Annotated in this window: 14 protein-coding genes and 3 pseudogenes; 13 read left to right on the plus strand and 4 right to left on the minus strand. The window is 57.2% G+C overall.

Annotation, left to right across the window (positions count from 1 at the left end):
* Positions 1 to 358: 358 nt before the first annotated feature.
* Positions 359 to 1,252, plus strand: coding sequence for a tyrosine recombinase XerC (locus MUBE_RS09565; RefSeq protein WP_116540436.1), 894 nt, complete (start codon positions 359 to 361; stop codon positions 1,250 to 1,252).
* Between the two features lie 118 nt (positions 1,253 to 1,370).
* Here the strand turns inward: MUBE_RS09565 and MUBE_RS17995 are convergent, their stop codons facing one another.
* Entirely contained in the window at positions 1,371 to 1,541 is a 171-nt protein-coding gene (locus MUBE_RS17995) for a hypothetical protein (protein ID WP_243632976.1), read from the minus strand.
* 616 nt (positions 1,542 to 2,157) lie between these two features.
* Here MUBE_RS17995 and rpsB point away from each other — a divergent pair.
* From rpsB to MUBE_RS09585, 3 genes and pseudogenes are all read left to right on the plus strand, one after another.
* A complete protein-coding gene (gene rpsB, locus MUBE_RS09575; RefSeq protein ID WP_116540348.1) occupies positions 2,158 to 2,991 on the plus strand; it encodes a 30S ribosomal protein S2 in 834 nt (277 codons plus the stop codon).
* 1 nt (position 2,992) lies between these two features.
* Entirely contained in the window at positions 2,993 to 3,823 is an 831-nt protein-coding gene (tsf, locus tag MUBE_RS09580) for a translation elongation factor Ts (RefSeq protein ID WP_116540349.1), read from the plus strand.
* 36 nt (positions 3,824 to 3,859) lie between these two features.
* Positions 3,860 to 5,168 (plus strand): annotated as a pseudogene (locus MUBE_RS09585) (amidase family protein).
* Positions 5,169 to 5,220: 52 nt separating this feature from the next.
* On the opposite strand, the pseudogene MUBE_RS18000 reads toward MUBE_RS09585, so the two are convergent.
* A pseudogene (locus MUBE_RS18000) lies at positions 5,221 to 5,604 on the minus strand (MarR family transcriptional regulator); the annotation flags it as partial.
* A 475-nt stretch (positions 5,605 to 6,079) separates the two neighbouring features.
* Here MUBE_RS18000 and MUBE_RS09595 point away from each other — a divergent pair.
* From MUBE_RS09595 to MUBE_RS20315, 3 genes and pseudogenes are all read left to right on the plus strand, one after another.
* The gene (locus MUBE_RS09595) at positions 6,080 to 6,616 is read left to right on the plus strand and encodes an MFS transporter (RefSeq protein ID WP_133297097.1); all 537 of its coding nucleotides are present in this window, start codon (positions 6,080 to 6,082) and stop codon (positions 6,614 to 6,616) included.
* 428 nt (positions 6,617 to 7,044) lie between these two features.
* Positions 7,045 to 7,308: a hypothetical protein gene (locus tag MUBE_RS09600; protein WP_116540351.1), complete on the plus strand. Its 264-nt coding sequence runs from the start codon at positions 7,045 to 7,047 to the stop codon at positions 7,306 to 7,308.
* Positions 7,309 to 7,843: 535 nt separating this feature from the next.
* Positions 7,844 to 8,017, plus strand: a pseudogene (locus MUBE_RS20315) (DUF1942 domain-containing protein); the annotation flags it as partial.
* A gap of 471 nt (positions 8,018 to 8,488) precedes the next feature.
* Here the strand turns inward: MUBE_RS20315 and MUBE_RS18005 are convergent.
* Positions 8,489 to 8,683, minus strand: a complete 195-nt coding sequence (locus tag MUBE_RS18005; RefSeq protein ID WP_243632977.1) for a hypothetical protein — start codon at positions 8,681 to 8,683, stop codon at positions 8,489 to 8,491.
* 327 nt (positions 8,684 to 9,010) lie between these two features.
* On the minus strand, positions 9,011 to 9,343 hold the full coding sequence (locus tag MUBE_RS18010; RefSeq protein WP_243632978.1) for a hypothetical protein: 333 nt from the start codon (positions 9,341 to 9,343) through the stop codon (positions 9,011 to 9,013).
* A 203-nt stretch (positions 9,344 to 9,546) separates the two neighbouring features.
* On the opposite strand from MUBE_RS18010, the gene pyrH reads away from it, so the two are divergent.
* From pyrH to MUBE_RS09650, 6 genes are all read left to right on the plus strand, one after another.
* Complete coding sequence (pyrH, locus tag MUBE_RS09625) at positions 9,547 to 10,386, plus strand: UMP kinase (protein ID WP_116540354.1); 840 nt, start codon at positions 9,547 to 9,549, stop codon at positions 10,384 to 10,386.
* Positions 10,387 to 10,451: 65 nt separating this feature from the next.
* Positions 10,452 to 11,009: a ribosome recycling factor gene (gene frr, locus MUBE_RS09630; protein ID WP_116540355.1), complete on the plus strand. Its 558-nt coding sequence runs from the start codon at positions 10,452 to 10,454 to the stop codon at positions 11,007 to 11,009.
* Between the two features lie 31 nt (positions 11,010 to 11,040).
* The gene (locus MUBE_RS09635) at positions 11,041 to 11,982 is read left to right on the plus strand and encodes a phosphatidate cytidylyltransferase (protein WP_116540356.1); all 942 of its coding nucleotides are present in this window, start codon (positions 11,041 to 11,043) and stop codon (positions 11,980 to 11,982) included.
* A 22-nt stretch (positions 11,983 to 12,004) separates the two neighbouring features.
* On the plus strand, positions 12,005 to 13,090 hold the full coding sequence (gene rlmN, locus MUBE_RS09640) for a dual-specificity RNA methyltransferase RlmN (protein WP_116540437.1): 1,086 nt from the start codon (positions 12,005 to 12,007) through the stop codon (positions 13,088 to 13,090).
* A gap of 80 nt (positions 13,091 to 13,170) precedes the next feature.
* Positions 13,171 to 13,680: a disulfide bond-forming protein DsbE gene (dsbE, locus tag MUBE_RS09645; RefSeq protein WP_116540357.1), complete on the plus strand. Its 510-nt coding sequence runs from the start codon at positions 13,171 to 13,173 to the stop codon at positions 13,678 to 13,680.
* Positions 13,681 to 13,685: 5 nt separating this feature from the next.
* Positions 13,686 to 14,555, plus strand: coding sequence for a cytochrome c biogenesis CcdA family protein (locus MUBE_RS09650; protein ID WP_116540358.1), 870 nt, complete (start codon positions 13,686 to 13,688; stop codon positions 14,553 to 14,555).
* The last annotated feature ends 115 nt before the right edge of the window (positions 14,556 to 14,670 follow it).

Consider the following 14,670-nt stretch of genomic DNA (forward strand, 5'->3'; position numbering starts at 1 on the left):
TTTCACCCTGACCGACCGATCCTGCATCGAGAATCCAGCCGTTGCACATGTTGATGGGACGGCCCGTTCGCAGACTGTGTGAACCGGTACCGGGGTCGTTACGTCGACCTACTGTGTGGGCTGCGTGAGCAGTACAGGCACGGTGTGGTGTTCAACGGCCCCGGCAAACCTAATCGTCTGCACCCAGAAGGACGTGTTGCGTGCGTTCGCCAGCACGCCGCTCGATGCCCTGACTATCAAAAATTACCCCAATCAGGCATAAATGATGTCGGACGGTAACACCTCGACAACAGTTCGGCGCGTCGACGGCGAAACGTCGTACTGAGTCTGCGAACGTAGGGAAGTGCCGGACCACAGCGTGGCGATCCTCGATGAGTTCGATGAGTACTTAACGCTGCAGTGTGGTCGCTCAGAACACACCCGTCGCGCGTATCTGGGTGACCTGCAGTTGTTGTTGGCTCATCTCGATAGACATGGATCTGGTCTTGACCAACTGAGCTTGCCGGTGCTGAGATCGTGGCTTGCCGTGGGGTCCGGTGCCGGTGCGGCTCGCACCACGCTGGCTCGCCGCACCTCGGCCATCAAGACATTTACCGCGTGGGCAACGCGGCGCGGCCTGCTTGCGGCAGACCCTGCTAGGCGGTTGCAAGTGCCGAAGGAGCATCGCACCCTGCCGGCAGTGCTCCGTCAGGATCAAGCGTTGCAGGCTATGGCAGCCGCAAAATCTGGTGCCGAGCAGGGGGATCCGCTGGCTCTGAGGGATCGGTTAATTGTCGAAATGTTGTATGCCACCGGCATTCGGGTGAGTGAGCTGTGCGGTTTGGACATCGACGATGTGGACATTCAGTACCGGCTGGTGCGTGTCCTGGGTAAAGGCAATAAACAGCGCACCGCGCCATTTGGAGTGCCAGCTGCTGACGCTCTGCGTGGTTGGCTGGACGATGGGCGTCCGGCGTTGGTCACCGTGGAATCCGGGCCAGCGCTGCTGCTGGGCGCACGGGGACGACGGCTCGATGTGCGCCAGGCCCGCAGTGTAGTGCACCAAACTGTCGCCGCGGTAGACGGTGCGCCCGACATGGGGCCGCATGGTTTGCGGCACAGCGCGGCCACCCATCTGCTCGAAGGTGGTGCTGACCTGCGCGTCGTTCAGGAATTGCTGGGGCATTCCAGTATGGCGACCACTCAGCTGTACACCCACGTGGCGGTCTCGCGGCTGCGTGCGGTGCACGATCAGGCTCACCCGAGGGCGTGACGAGTGTGTGTTCGAGGCATCGAGATCAAGTGTGCCTTGAAGGCTTGGAGTGTGCATACTGGAAAAAAATAGCGTGTCGACCGTCTTGGACGCACGGTCAAAGCCGGTTGCTATCGACTCACCTCTGCAGCGGTTTGAGCCACATAGCAGTTGATTTCAGCAGGCTCGCCAGATCAACATAATTGGCGTTGGCCGCCGGATCACGCATGGTGCCTCGGTGCAGAAATGCCGCGGTCAGGCAACTAGGTGCCCGGCCGACCAACTCGCCGACCACAGTCTGTGACATCACCTGCTGACCGGCCTCAACGTTCGTCCGGACAGACTTAAATAATCTGATGCGCAGAGATCACCGCGATGTGCCAGCGATACTGCCGACTGTCTGGCAAGCAGCCCAGTGAACACGACGGTCGCACTATCCGCCGCGTACATCGGCTGGCCAGAGTGGCCGGGCAAGTCCATCCCTCGGTGCCCGGTATGCCACACTTGGGTGAAGGGACGTCGAAGTCTCGCACGACGACTAGAGGCAGATGTGACGGCCAATCCAGCTGAGCGTTGTCTGTGACTTTCGATGCCACGCTGATCAGGGCCATGCTAACGGCCAGTGTCACCCACCATGTCTCACCATTTCAGCGTCGCTCTCACAGGTCTGGCCAGCTGCCACTTCTGGTTCTGGGGACGGGAATGTCGTTGTGGACGGTTAAGACGCCGACTGGGTCGGTGTAGACTGCTTTTCGCAGCTCGCTAGCGGGCTGACTTCGCGCGACTGAACAGCGTCTTTCGAGTTCTACTAGAGAGTTCGCACCGCATGCCGGGCGGTCCCGTCACAGGGTCCGGCAGTGCAGCAGACGCCAGGGCCCGGCTTCAGCCGAAACCGGGCGAACAACCGACACCAGTAAGGCACCAGCATGGCTGTAGTAACCATGAAACAGTTGCTTGACAGCGGCACCCATTTCGGGCACCAGACCCGTCGTTGGAATCCAAAGATGAAGCGGTTTATTTTCACCGACCGCAACGGCATCTACATCATCGACCTGCAGCAGACGCTAACTTTCATCGACAAGGCATACGAATTCGTCAAAGAAACCGTCGCCCACGGTGGCTCGGTGCTGTTCGTCGGCACCAAGAAGCAGGCGCAGGAGTCCGTTGCGGCCGAAGCGACTCGTGTTGGCATGCCGTATGTGAATCAGCGATGGCTGGGCGGCATGCTCACCAACTTCTCCACCGTTCACAAGCGGCTGCAGCGCCTTAAGGAGTTGGAGGCGATGGAACAGACCGGCGGCTTCGAGGGGCGTACCAAGAAGGAGGTCTTGGGCCTGACCCGGGAGAAGAGCAAGTTGGAGCGTAGTCTGGGCGGTATCCGGGATATGGTCAAGGTGCCGTCGGCGATTTGGATTGTTGACACGAACAAAGAACGTATCGCCGTCGGCGAGGCCCGCAAACTGGGTATCCCGGTGATCGCGATCTTGGACACCAACTGTGACCCCGACGAGGTCGACTACCCGATTCCGGGCAACGACGACGCGATCCGATCGGCGGCGCTGCTGACCAAGGTGATTGCCTCCGCGGTTGCCGAAGGTTTGCAGGTTCGTTCCGGCCTAGGGCGCGGCAATGGCAAGCTCGATGGGGAAGCCGTTGAGCCGCTCCCGGAATGGGAGCAGGAACTATTGGCCGGTGCTGGTGCCAGCGCTCCCACCGACTCGGGCGCAGGCGTATCTGAAACCATCCCTACGGAAGGCTGATATGGCGAATTTCACCGCCACTGATGTCAAGCGGCTTCGCGAACTGACCGGTGCCGGCATGCTCGACTGCAAGAACGCGCTGGCCGAAACCGACGGCAACTTCGGCAAGGCTGTCGAGACTCTACGGATCAAGGGCGCTAAGGACGTTGGCAAGCGTGCCGAGCGGGCTACCGCAGAGGGTTTGGTCGCGGCCAAGGGGGGTGCGCTTATCGAGTTGAACTGCGAAACGGACTTTGTCGCTAAAAACGCTGAGTTTCAAAAGTTGGCCGATCAAATCGTCGGGGTGGCGGCTGCGGCCAAAACCGTTGATGTCGACGCGCTCAGAGGAGCTAGCGTCGGTGATATGATAGTCGAGCAGGCAATCGCCGAGCTGTCAGCTAAGATCGGTGAGAAGTTGGAATTGCGCCGTGTCGCCCTTTTTGACGGCACTGTGGAAGCTTATCTGCACAAGCGCGCGGCAGACCTGCCGCCGGCGGTGGGCGTGCTCGTCGAGTACGGCTTCGGCGCTGACCCGGTGACCAGCACAGCGGTGGCACACGCAGTCGCGTTGCAGATTGCCGCACTCAAGGCACGTTTTCTGTCACGCGACGATGTTCCTGAAGATGTAGTGGCCAGCGAACGTCGCATCGCCGAGGAGACTGCTAAGGCGGAAGGCAAACCGAAGCAGGCGCTGTCCAAGATCGTCGAGGGCCGGCTCAATGGTTTCTTCAAGGATTCCGTGCTATTTGAACAGCTGTCGGTGTCCGACAACAAGAAGACCGTCAAGGCCTTACTCGACGAGGCCGGCGTGACTGTGACGCGATTTGTTCGGTTCGAGGTGGGCCGGGCCTAATCCGACGACGAGTGCGGTCAGCTAGCAGTCGTTGCTATGCAACGTGTGCATGCTTGCGGTGACAACTACCCTCGGTGGTTTCGATGCAGTAGGCTTTGCTCAAGCTAGCCGAGTCGACTGGGTCAGCATAGCCGATGTCATCGAGGCGGCCATTTCGTGGATCGAAGCCATCAACCCGACCTTGGGCGGCTTGGCGTATTGTAGGGTATTTACGCAGGCTCGACCAACTGCATTGAATACGGTCGGTAGGTTTTTCAGCGGTGTCCATACTTGCATCAAGGATAGCATTGATGTCACTGAGCAGCGGACGATGTGGGGCAGCGACGCATGGGTGCCTCAAAATGCGTTCGACGACTGTGAGTTCACTCGGCTGTATCTGGTTACCGGCCTGGTATTGCTGGGCAAGACGCAGCTGTCAGAATTCGGGTTCAGTGCCTCCGTCGAACACCTGTCGCTAATGTCGTGTGGGACACCGACTGCACCGCCGGTGCCTCACCTTCGGTGATCGGGTGCGTTTGTCGCCACAGACCTGGTGCCGATGGCGCACGCCAACGATGGCGGCCGGATTGGTTTTCCTGCAACGGGTTTGTCGGACTCAAGCCGTCACACGGCCGGTCTGAGCTGTATCGGTTTCTGGTGGGCATCGTCGCCAACGGCGTGCTGATTCGCTCGGTGCGCGACACCGCGGCCTTGTATCGCGAGGTCGAATATAGTTGACGTAACCCCAAGCTGCTACCGGTCAGAGACGTCGCCTGGCCTGGTCGACAACGGCTGCGGATTGCTGTGGTACCGTCTCCGCCTCAACGTGAGTGTAGCCTCGAACTCCGCGAACTCACGCTGAAGTCGGTCGGCCTGCTCGAAAAACCGGATGGCCACGTCGATGAGCTCTTGGTGCCATTCTATTGCCCGGGTGCTTTTGCATTGTATCGGGGGTTGTTGGCAGTGATTGCGTACCGGCTAACTCGCGTTCGACAGCATCAGGCTGGATGACTTGATGCTGGGGCCTAGATCGTTACACCAACCGCAACATGCACGGGCGCCACAAGGCAATCATGTGGCTGTGTCGGCTGTGCCGTTGCACCGTTGAGTTTTTCACTACCTACGATGCCTGGTTCACTCTAACTGTCGCCTATGAGACGCCACCGGATTGGGTACTTCGTTCCCACTTCCTATCAGCAAGTGATGGACCTACCGATCAGCTCGGTCGCGTTTACTCCGTTGCAAAACGTCACTGGGAAGTCGGCGATTTCGCTGCTGTTAGCCCAATCCGCTGATGACATGACGGTGGGCATGATGTTTCACCGACGACTTTGGACAGGAAACGCAATTGCTGGAACTGGTTTAAGAACTCGAAGAAGTTCGGCTATGGCCGTGGATCCAATCCCGACTAGTCGCCAGTTGGATCTGAGCTTGTCGAACATTCGCTTGAACTCGCTCTGCCGCGGTGCACTCAGTTGAGTCAGGATGCGGCCATCAGCGATGGGGATCGTGACTTTCGGGCGTTTCAATAAGGTCCGGCACGGACCGGTCGGCGTGGTTGGCAGTGCACACCCGGAGGACGTCGACACGGGCCGTGTCACGGCGTCGGTGTCTTTTAGTTTACCGAGTGCGGCATTTATCGTTTGCGGTGTGACGATTGCATTCCGTGACAGTTCAATGCTCGACAGGCCAGGAGACGTCGAAAGCATACGTAGACAAACGAATTCTGGGAGCGTCAGGCAGGGCGGACACAACACAGTGGAAGATTCTGGCCGCAGAGCGACTTCCACCCGGTAAAGCAGTTCGCCAAGTAGTAAAGTCTTCTACCTGAGCCATGTCAACAATGTTGACATGGCTCAGGTGCGTTGAAGCCGTCCTTTGCATTACTGAAATATTTGAGGCTAGTACTGTGTCCTTGAGGTGCATGCTGGACTTGGAGTCGATAGCCTCAGTAGGATCATGGAGAAGGTGCATCCTACAGGCGCTGGCTGATTACTGTCCGCCGCCGTCATCAGGCAGTCAGATGCCAGTGAACATAGTTATCCGGATAAGTCCGGATGCCGGGTTTATCCGGATCGTTGGTTTGTGTGTTGGTTGCACTCATGTCGAATCTGGACATTAACGGTGGTCAGTGTTGTGCAGTGTATCTTCATCGGCGTGTTTGAGCCTACGCGGGCTGTTGTTGCTTGGACGATGATTGGCTACGTACTCGCATTGGCCGCCGCGATCCTATCGGCAGGCTGGGCAGCAGACCACTTTGGTACTAAGTAACTATTCATGGAGTCTGTTCTCGCATTCGTACTGGGCTCATTGCTGAGCGCTACTGCATCAAATATCGATGCGCTCATTATATTTCGGATAATGTATGGCCTTAGTGGCGGCATCCTGATGCTACTTGGCACAGTCCTGGGCGGTTGGTTGATCGACACCAACGGTTGGCAGTGGATTTTCTGGATCAACCTGCCGATCGGCTTGATCGCTTTCTGCTTGGCAGCGTTGTTGTTCCCAAGGGATCATGCAACACCATCGGAGCTATTTGATGTCCTCGGCATGCTACTGTCGACTGGCTTTATGATGTTCCTCTATGGGGTGTCATCCATTCCAAGTCGCGGCACAGCAGTTGGTCCCCACATGTGGTTACCGTTGGACATCGGTCTGGTGGTGATCACTGGATTCGTTACTAAAGTGCTCTATCGCGCTGATCACCCCCTGATCGACTTGCGGCTGTTCAAGAACCGCGTGGTTATGCTCGCCAACTTGCCGATAGCTTTTTTGTTCGCTGCAGCCTTTTTTGCACCCTGCCGCTCTTCCTGAGCTACTTGCAACAGGGGCAACATAAAACTACCAATTCAATTGGCATGTATTTGATCCCACAGAGGTTCTGAGCCATGTTGGTCATGCCGTTCGCCGAAGCCTTTATGGACAAACATGCCCCCACAAGGTCGTCCTGGCTGGCATCACGCTGATTGGTGCGTTCCTGGTCATTTTTGTTTACGGGTCTGCCAGGTAAGACAACTATTTACTGATTCTGCTGGTGGGGCTTGCGTCCATAGGCATGGGTACGGTCTGCGCTGTGATGCCTCTAGCCGGGGCGGCGGTGCAGACCCCGGCTAGAGGCATCAGCTCGCGCGAAACTCAATCCTAAATATTGGGTAAACCAGTAGGCCCCCGAGTCGATGGGTACCGCGCTGATGTCTATGATTTTCACCAACCAGTTCAATCGCAGCTAAAGTATCTCCGCTGTGTACAAACTGGTGGTCTTGCAAGATAATGCTGCTAAGCGTGGTTTGTCAGTTGACCCTTACGCCATGCTGTGGCAAGCCTTTGTGCCCGACTTCCCTAGTAGCAAGCTGCACGATCTCTCGCAGTCTTACACCACGGTGTTCGCGCCGGCGGCTGTGTCGGCTGGGTCCACCCTCATCCCGGTGGTGTTTTTGCCAAAGAAACCGGCGTGCCACGTGTCGACGTTTGCGTATTGGTCTGGTGCGCGTCTCAACGAATGCTGACACGTTAACTCAATTGGTGAATTGATGTCCCACTCCTTCATGTTTATGTCGTCAGCAGATTGATGTTTTGAGTCCGATCAGAAATGATAATTGGAGTTTAAGTTTTGTGGTTTCTCATATGGGGATGTCATCACCGTTAGAAAGGGTTGCTCGAACGATTAAACTTAGAGGTGTTTGCGTGAATTTAACGACCAATTCTGCAAAGGCTGCCATGAAATTAGTAGCCGGAATGATCGGGATTACAGCTGTCGGTATTTTCACTTCGACTATCGTTGCTGTGAGTTCCATAATCCGGAGCTTCCACACAGTGAAAAATTGGTTGACGGCCTGTGCATTACCGTCTGTATTGTCAGCAACCTGTAGCCCATCAATGTCACGGTTCCCGGCTGTACGCCGTAAGGGGAGCTTTGGCAGGTTGACGTGAATGCTCGAGTGGCCAGTGGTGTGGTTACTCCACGTCGTTTCCTACTTTAATGTGCTGACCAACGACAATCAAACCTATCGACTGGTTAGGGTATAGTCCACGCCTGACAACTTTAGCTCTGCGTCGATTCGCCAGGATGGTCAGGAAAACGGGAAGATCTACTTCGACGTGACGGGCGCACCTCCGACCAACGTCGTATACAACTACGGCATTGAGGACATACTCGTTTGGATAACGGACAGGTTACCTAACCACCTGGCGCCTAACTTGCCGTCGCATAGCTAGGTTGATCCGGCCGCGCCACAGACGGTTGCTCAGCCGGATTGGCAAAGTGTTTGTGGGAAAACAGCTATCGATTACGGATGCCGATGTGCCACCGCTCTATAGCCCACACCGCAGACGGTGTCGGCTATCGATTCGTGCTTGACACCAAGCTGGCGCGCAGTCTTCGCATGTGAACGTCAACGGTACTAATACGACCGTTGCAGTAATATTCTTATATTTCATGCATCAGCTGGATACGAATGAATGCGCTATTAGCATGTTGCACCAGGAAATTCAATAATTTGAACTCGGTGAGCGTCAGGCTCAGGTCTTTCCCTTCCAGTGTCCCGGTGTAACTGGCTAGGGAAAGGACGAGGTCAACAAACTTCAGTGTGCAATCCAGGATATTGCCACGACGTGTGATCGCGAGCCGTAGACACGTGCCTGCAATTTGGCCACACTGGCCTCGGTCAGCAGTATGTCGTTGAAATGCTAACGGATGTCAACGGCCACGATGTCGGCTGGGTCACCTACCACCGCCACGGATGGCGCATTAGCCTTCAGCTGCCGGCACACTCGGCGAGCCGGAGCCAACTCTACACGAGCGTCGATCACTGCGACGTGATAGTTCTTGGCAACGCATTCGGTTAAAGGTACCTGACGGACGGTCTGTGCGAACAAGCTCAATGTCGGTACGATCGATTCGAACTCGTTCTCATCCGAAAGGAGTAAAAGAACCAACAAATATATCTGAACATCATGAGGGTAATGCTATTTGCCCCTGCCTGTAGATCCCTTCGGGGAGATGTCTGCTAATGCAGTGCTAATTACCCAGTCGCAGCAGAATTACTCCACCTTGGTCTAACGTGTTCAGTGCCGACGAGCATGGTGAGCTGAATTCGCGTGTCCGGACGTTTGCTTATGCTCGTGGAAAGTCGATGGGCCCGGACTTTTTCAGACCTCTAATAAGTTATTTGGTGAGACTTCTGGCATTGCTCGGTTGTCTTGACACTGCTACGAGTGGCCGCTGCTTCGGCTTTCTTCTTTGCCGCATTGCGTTTGTGCTTGCATCTTGCCCTGTTGAGCCTGGCCGTCACGAGTGGTGTCATTGCGACCAGCCATAGCACCGACGGCCTTCTTGATAACGCCTTGCACAGTTTCGGTAGTTCTCTTGTTATTTGGTGTCCGCCATGAATCTTCTTCCCAACCGGCGTGCGGTTTGAGCGAGTCATACTTGATATCTAATGACGGATCGATCGACCCGGTAATACGGTGTCGCACGGCTCGCATTCGTAAAAGCACGGGTTTTTGCGCCGTGTTGCAGCGGATTCCCATACCGGGCGACACTCAAACATCTGATGTCAGCCGCAAAGTTGGCTAGAGCCGATCATTATGGGCTGGCTCACCCGAGACGAACTACGTTGACATAGAATAGATTGGCAATTGTGCATGATTATGAACCCCGCACACACCAGAGTGTGGCGATGGGGCAGGATGTGAGATGCCGTTCTAGGTGGTGGTCGGGGTAGCACTGTCATACGAGGAGTCTGATGACGGAGTCCTGGGAATCTCAAGTTGCCTGCTCTGCGGCTATCAAGCCACAGCTAATGAGCGCCAATGGCGTGCCGGCTGCGGCAGCGGACCGTGAGGAACGACTCAGTCATGCTGGCCACCCGGGGAGTCGGTTCAAATATTCGAGGGTGCTGCTCAAGCTTGGTGGTGAGATGTTCGGTGGGGGCCAGGTCGGGCTGGATCCCGATGTTGTTGCGCAGGTCGCCCGTCAGATCGCCGAGGTAGTCTGCGGCGGCGTGCAGGTCGCTGTAGTGATCGGTGGTGGCAACTTCTTCCGCGGTGCACAGCTGCAGCAGCGCGGGATGGAGCGAACGCGTTCGGATTACATGGGGATGCTCGGCACTGTTATGAACAGTCTTGCGCTGCAGGATTTCCTGGAAAAGGAGGGCATTGTCACTCGAGTCCAAACCGCGATCACTATGGGCCAGGTAGCCGAGCCTTATATTCCGTTGCGGGCTGTCCGCCACTTAGAGAAGGGTCGGGTGGTGATTTTTGGCGCTGGCATGGGGCTGCCGTACTTTTCCACCGATACCACGGCAGCGCAGCGGGCACTGGAGATTGGTGCGGATGTCGTGTTGATGGCCAAGGCGGTCGACGGTGTGTTCGCCGAAGATCCGCGGGTCAATCCGGAGGCTGAGCTGCTCACCGCGATCAGTCACCGTGAAGTAATCGACCGTGGGCTGCGGGTAGCCGATGCTACCGCATTTAGTCTTTGTATGGACAATGGCATGCCGATCCTGGTGTTCAATCTGCTGACCAATGGCAATATCGCTCGTGCGGTCGCTGGTGAGAAGATCGGGACGCTGGTCACCACCTGAGGGGAAGACGCGATTATCGGCGCCGGTGACGATGCAGAATGCAGCGATGAGGAGGAACGGCGCGAATGATCGACGAGGCTCTTTTCGATGCAGAAGAGAAAATGGAGAAGGCTGTTTCGGTGGCGCGTGATGATCTGTCAACGATTCGGACTGGTCGCGCCAACTCGGGCATGTTCTCCCGAATTGTCATCGACTATTACGGCTCGACCACCCCGATCACCCAACTGGCTAGTATTAATGTCACCGAGGCGAGGCTTGTTGTCATCAAGCCGTATGAATCCACTCAGCTGCATGCCATTGAAACCGCTATTCGTAACTCCGACCTTGGGGTGAACCCCAGCAACGACGGCACCTTGATCCGGGTGGCCGTACCGCAGCTCACCGAGGAACGTCGGCGAGAGCTGGTCAAACAAGCCAAGGGTAAGGGGGAGGATGCCAAGGTCTCGGTCCGCAACATTCGTCGCAAAGCGATGGAGGAACTGCATCGCATCCGCAAGGACGGCGAGGCAGGCGAGGATGAGGTCAGCCGGGCGGAAAAGGATCTGGACAAGACCACCTACCAGTACGTTACCCAGATCGACGAGCTGGTCAAGCACAAAGAAGGCGAACTGCTGGAGGTTTAATGGCCGTTCAGCAGCTAATTCGTTCAGGTCCGTGGTTCCCACCGATCCCGGTATAGGCACTTCGCCCGACGAGCCGGCGCTTGGGGCCAAGAATGCGATACAGCAGCCGGTCAAGAAGATGTCCCGGGCAGGACGTAACCTGCCTGCCGCTATTGCGGTGGGCCTAAGTATTGGTGGCGTTCTCGTCGTGACGCTGGTCTTTGCTCCGCAAGTCTGGGTTGCCTTGTGTGCCGGCGCCATTTTCGTTGCCAGCCATGAGGTGGTGCGGCGGCTACGGGAAGCAGGACATATTATTCCGGCTATTCCACTGCTCATCGGTGGGCAGCTCACCGTCTGGTTGACCTGGCCGTACCGCGCTGTCGGCGCGTTAGCTGGCTTCGGCGCGACGGCGGTGGTCTGCATGATCTGGCGGCTTTTCATGCGCGACAACAGCGGGCGGCAAGGATGCCAAGAAATTTTAGCAGGTTCACTGCCGGCGTCACATTACCTGCGGGACGCTTCGACCACCGTATTTTTGGCAGCGTGGGTCCCGCTGTTTGCCTCGTTCGCGGCATTGCTGGTTTATCCGAAGGATGGTGCGGGGCGGGTGTTCTGCCTGATGATCGCGGTGGTCGCTTCCGACGTGGGTGGTTATACGGTAGGGGTGCTTTTCGGTAAGCATCCAATGGTGCCAAGGATTAGCCCAAACAAATCCTGGGAGGGATTCCTAGGTTCGCTAGTATGTGGGATCACCGCAACCATCCTGACCGCTACCTTCTTAGCAGGCAGAATACCGTGGGTTGGTGCTCTACTGGGTTTTGTACTGGTGCTCACGTGCACCCTTGGGGATTTGGTGGAGTCCCAGGTCAAGCGCGACCTTGGCATCAAAGACATGGGCAGGCTGCTACCCGGCCATGGCGGCCTGATGGATCGACTCGATGGAGTGCTGCCGTCGGCGGTCGCGGCATGGACCATGCTTACGGTGCTGCCTTGACAGGGCGGATATTGGACGGATGATGATCCAAGAGTTGGTGTTCTCTGAACCGCGTGTGGGCCGACCGCCGCGACATCTGGCTGACCTCGACGCGGCAGGCCGCACATCGGTTGTGGCGGAACTGGGCTTGCCAGCGTTCCGGGCCAAGCAGCTTGCCCACCAGTACTACGGCCGGTTATTGGCCGATCCGCGCCAGATGACTGACCTTCCGGCGGTCGTTCGCGACCTGATTGCTCAGACCATGTTCCCGAAACTGCTCACCACGGCGCGGGAAGTCACCTGTGATGCCGGTCAGACTCGCAAGACATTGTGGCGGACTGTCGATGGCAGCACTTTCGAATCGGTGCTGATGCGCTATTCGCAGCGCAATACGTTGTGTATTTCATCGCAGGCAGGCTGCGGCATGGCTTGCCCATTCTGTGCCACCGGCCAGGGTGGACTGCGCCGTAACCTGTCGGCCGCGGAGATTCTTGAACAGGTGCGTGCTGGTGCCGTGGCGCTGCGCGACGACTTCGGTGACCGGCTCTCGAACGTGGTTTTTATGGGTATGGGAGAGCCACTGGCTAACTACGCGAGGGTGCTGGCCGCGGTGCAGCGCATCACCGAACCGTCCGGCTTTGGAATCTCGGCTCGATCAGTGACAGTGTCGACTGTGGGGCTAGTACCGGCTATCCGCAAGCTGGCCGACGAACGGCTCGGGGTGACTTTGGCGCTGTCGCTGCATGCACCCGACGACGAGCTGCGTGATATGCTAGCTCCGATCAACAACCGGTGGAAGATCAATGAGGTACTCGAAGCTGTTACGTATTACGCCGAGGTGACAGGTCGGCGGGTGTCGGTTGAATACGCACTAATCCGTGACGTCAACGATCAAGCACGGTGGGCTGATTTGCTAGGTAAGCGGCTGCATCGTGCTCTTGGGCCGATGGTGCATGTGAATCTTATCCCGCTCAACCCAACCTCAGGCAGTAATTGGAAGGCAAGTTCCAAGGAGGCGGAGCGAGAGTTCGTCCGTCGGGTTCGATCGCACGGGGTCTCCTGCACCGTGCGATACACTCGGGGCCAGGCGATCGGTGCGGCCTGTGGCCAGCTGGCTGCCAAGCTGTAGTGGAATCCAGTGAACTCTAGCCGCCACTGGACACGTCTCTAGGATATAACGCCAGCAGATAGCAAATATTTAGGGTGGCCATGAAAATTCCCTTGTTGTCCTCGATGAAATTGTTTGTCGTTGCCGTTCTCGTCGGCACCTTGATATTGGGGCCGGCCGCTTTACCTCGCGCTGTGGCCGCTGATGATCGTCTGAACTTCGCTGGAACTACTATCAGCGGTGCTCCGTTCGATGGCGCTAGCTTACGGGGCAAGCCGGTGGTGCTGTGGTTCTGGACGCCGTGGTGCCCGTTCTGCAATGCCGAGGCGCCTGGCCTAAGTCAGGTGGCGGCCGCTAATCCGGAGGTCACCTTCGTTGGCATAGCGGCGCACTCAGATGTCGATGCAATGCAGGGCTTTGTCTCCAAATACCACCTGGATTTCACCAACCTCAATGACGCCGACAGCTCGATCTGGGGCCGCTACAACGTGCCCTGGCAGCCGGCGTGGGTGTTCTATCGCGCGGACGGTAGCTCGACTTCCGTGAATAACCCCATTTCGGCGATGTCGCAGCAGGATCTATTCGACCGGGTGGCTGCCCTGAGGTCCTAAGTTTCGTGGATCAGGGTCTGGTCGGTTTGGCGTTTGCCGCCGGATTGGTGGCAGCATTAAACCCCTGCGGGTTTGCCATGTTGACTGCGTACTTGCTGCTGGTGGTGCGCGGGCAACCTAAGCGGCCGCAGTCAATTGGTGCATTCTGTCGAGCTCTGGCAGCCACCGTCGAGATGTCGCTCGGCTTTTTAACAGTATTCGGATTGTTTGGTGCTCTTACCATATCGGCGGCCTCGACGGTGCAACGCTACTTGCCGTACACTATAATAGTCATCGGTATTGTGCTGGTCGCTTTCGGGGTGTGGCTGTTATCGGGTCGAGAACTGATAACGCTGACGCCCCACTCATTCGGTGCGCTGTGGGCTCCGAACCCATCTCGGATGGCGTCAATGTATGGCTACGGTGTCAGCTATGCGGTCGCCTCGCTGTCGTGTACCATCGGGCCCTTTTTGGCGGTGACCGCGGCCGGCTTTCGAGGCGGCTCAATCGTCGGGAGCGTGGTGATTTACCTCGCCTACGTCGCGGGCTTGACCTTGGTTGTCGGGGTCCTTGCCATCGCGGCCGCGATGGCAAGCTCGGCATTGGCCGGTCGGTTGCGGCGAATCTTGCCATTTATCAACCGCATCATTGGCGCGCTGCTGGTGCTAGTTGGGCTGTATGTCGGCTATTATGGTCTTTACGAGCTGCGTTTGTTCAGCGCAGCTACGGTTGCTCAAGCTCATCCTCAAGACGGGGTGATTTCCGTGGTTGGCCGCCTGCAAAGTGTGCTGGCTGGATGGGTGCGGCAGCATGGGGCCTGGCCATGGGTTGCAGCACTGCTCGTGCTGGTGATTGGTGCGCTCGCCGGCGATTGGTATCGACGGAAGCGTCGCTAACCCCCACCTGACACCAGCGGACCACTAATGGCACTTGAGCACGGCATCACATGTGGTGTTGTCATGACGCCATAAGATTTTGCAGCCCTGTGGTAACGCCGTCCGGTACTAGTTG

The organism is Mycobacterium uberis, from assembly GCF_003408705.1.
Taxonomy (GTDB): Bacteria; Actinomycetota; Actinomycetes; order Mycobacteriales; family Mycobacteriaceae; genus Mycobacterium; species Mycobacterium uberis.

What these genes read in the sequence shown, in the direction of transcription:
- rpsB (WP_116540348.1), top strand. Translation starts at nt 2,158, where the DNA reads ATGGCTGTAGTAACCATGAAACAGTTGCTTGACAGCGGCACCCATTTC.
- MUBE_RS09595 (WP_133297097.1), top strand. Translation starts at nt 6,080, where the DNA reads ATGGAGTCTGTTCTCGCATTCGTACTGGGCTCATTGCTGAGCGCTACT.
- frr (WP_116540355.1), top strand. Translation starts at nt 10,452, where the DNA reads ATGATCGACGAGGCTCTTTTCGATGCAGAAGAGAAAATGGAGAAGGCT.
- rlmN (WP_116540437.1), top strand. Translation starts at nt 12,005, where the DNA reads ATGATCCAAGAGTTGGTGTTCTCTGAACCGCGTGTGGGCCGACCGCCG.
- tsf (WP_116540349.1), top strand. Translation starts at nt 2,993, where the DNA reads ATGGCGAATTTCACCGCCACTGATGTCAAGCGGCTTCGCGAACTGACC.
- dsbE (WP_116540357.1), top strand. Translation starts at nt 13,171, where the DNA reads ATGAAAATTCCCTTGTTGTCCTCGATGAAATTGTTTGTCGTTGCCGTT.
- pyrH (WP_116540354.1), top strand. Translation starts at nt 9,547, where the DNA reads ATGACGGAGTCCTGGGAATCTCAAGTTGCCTGCTCTGCGGCTATCAAG.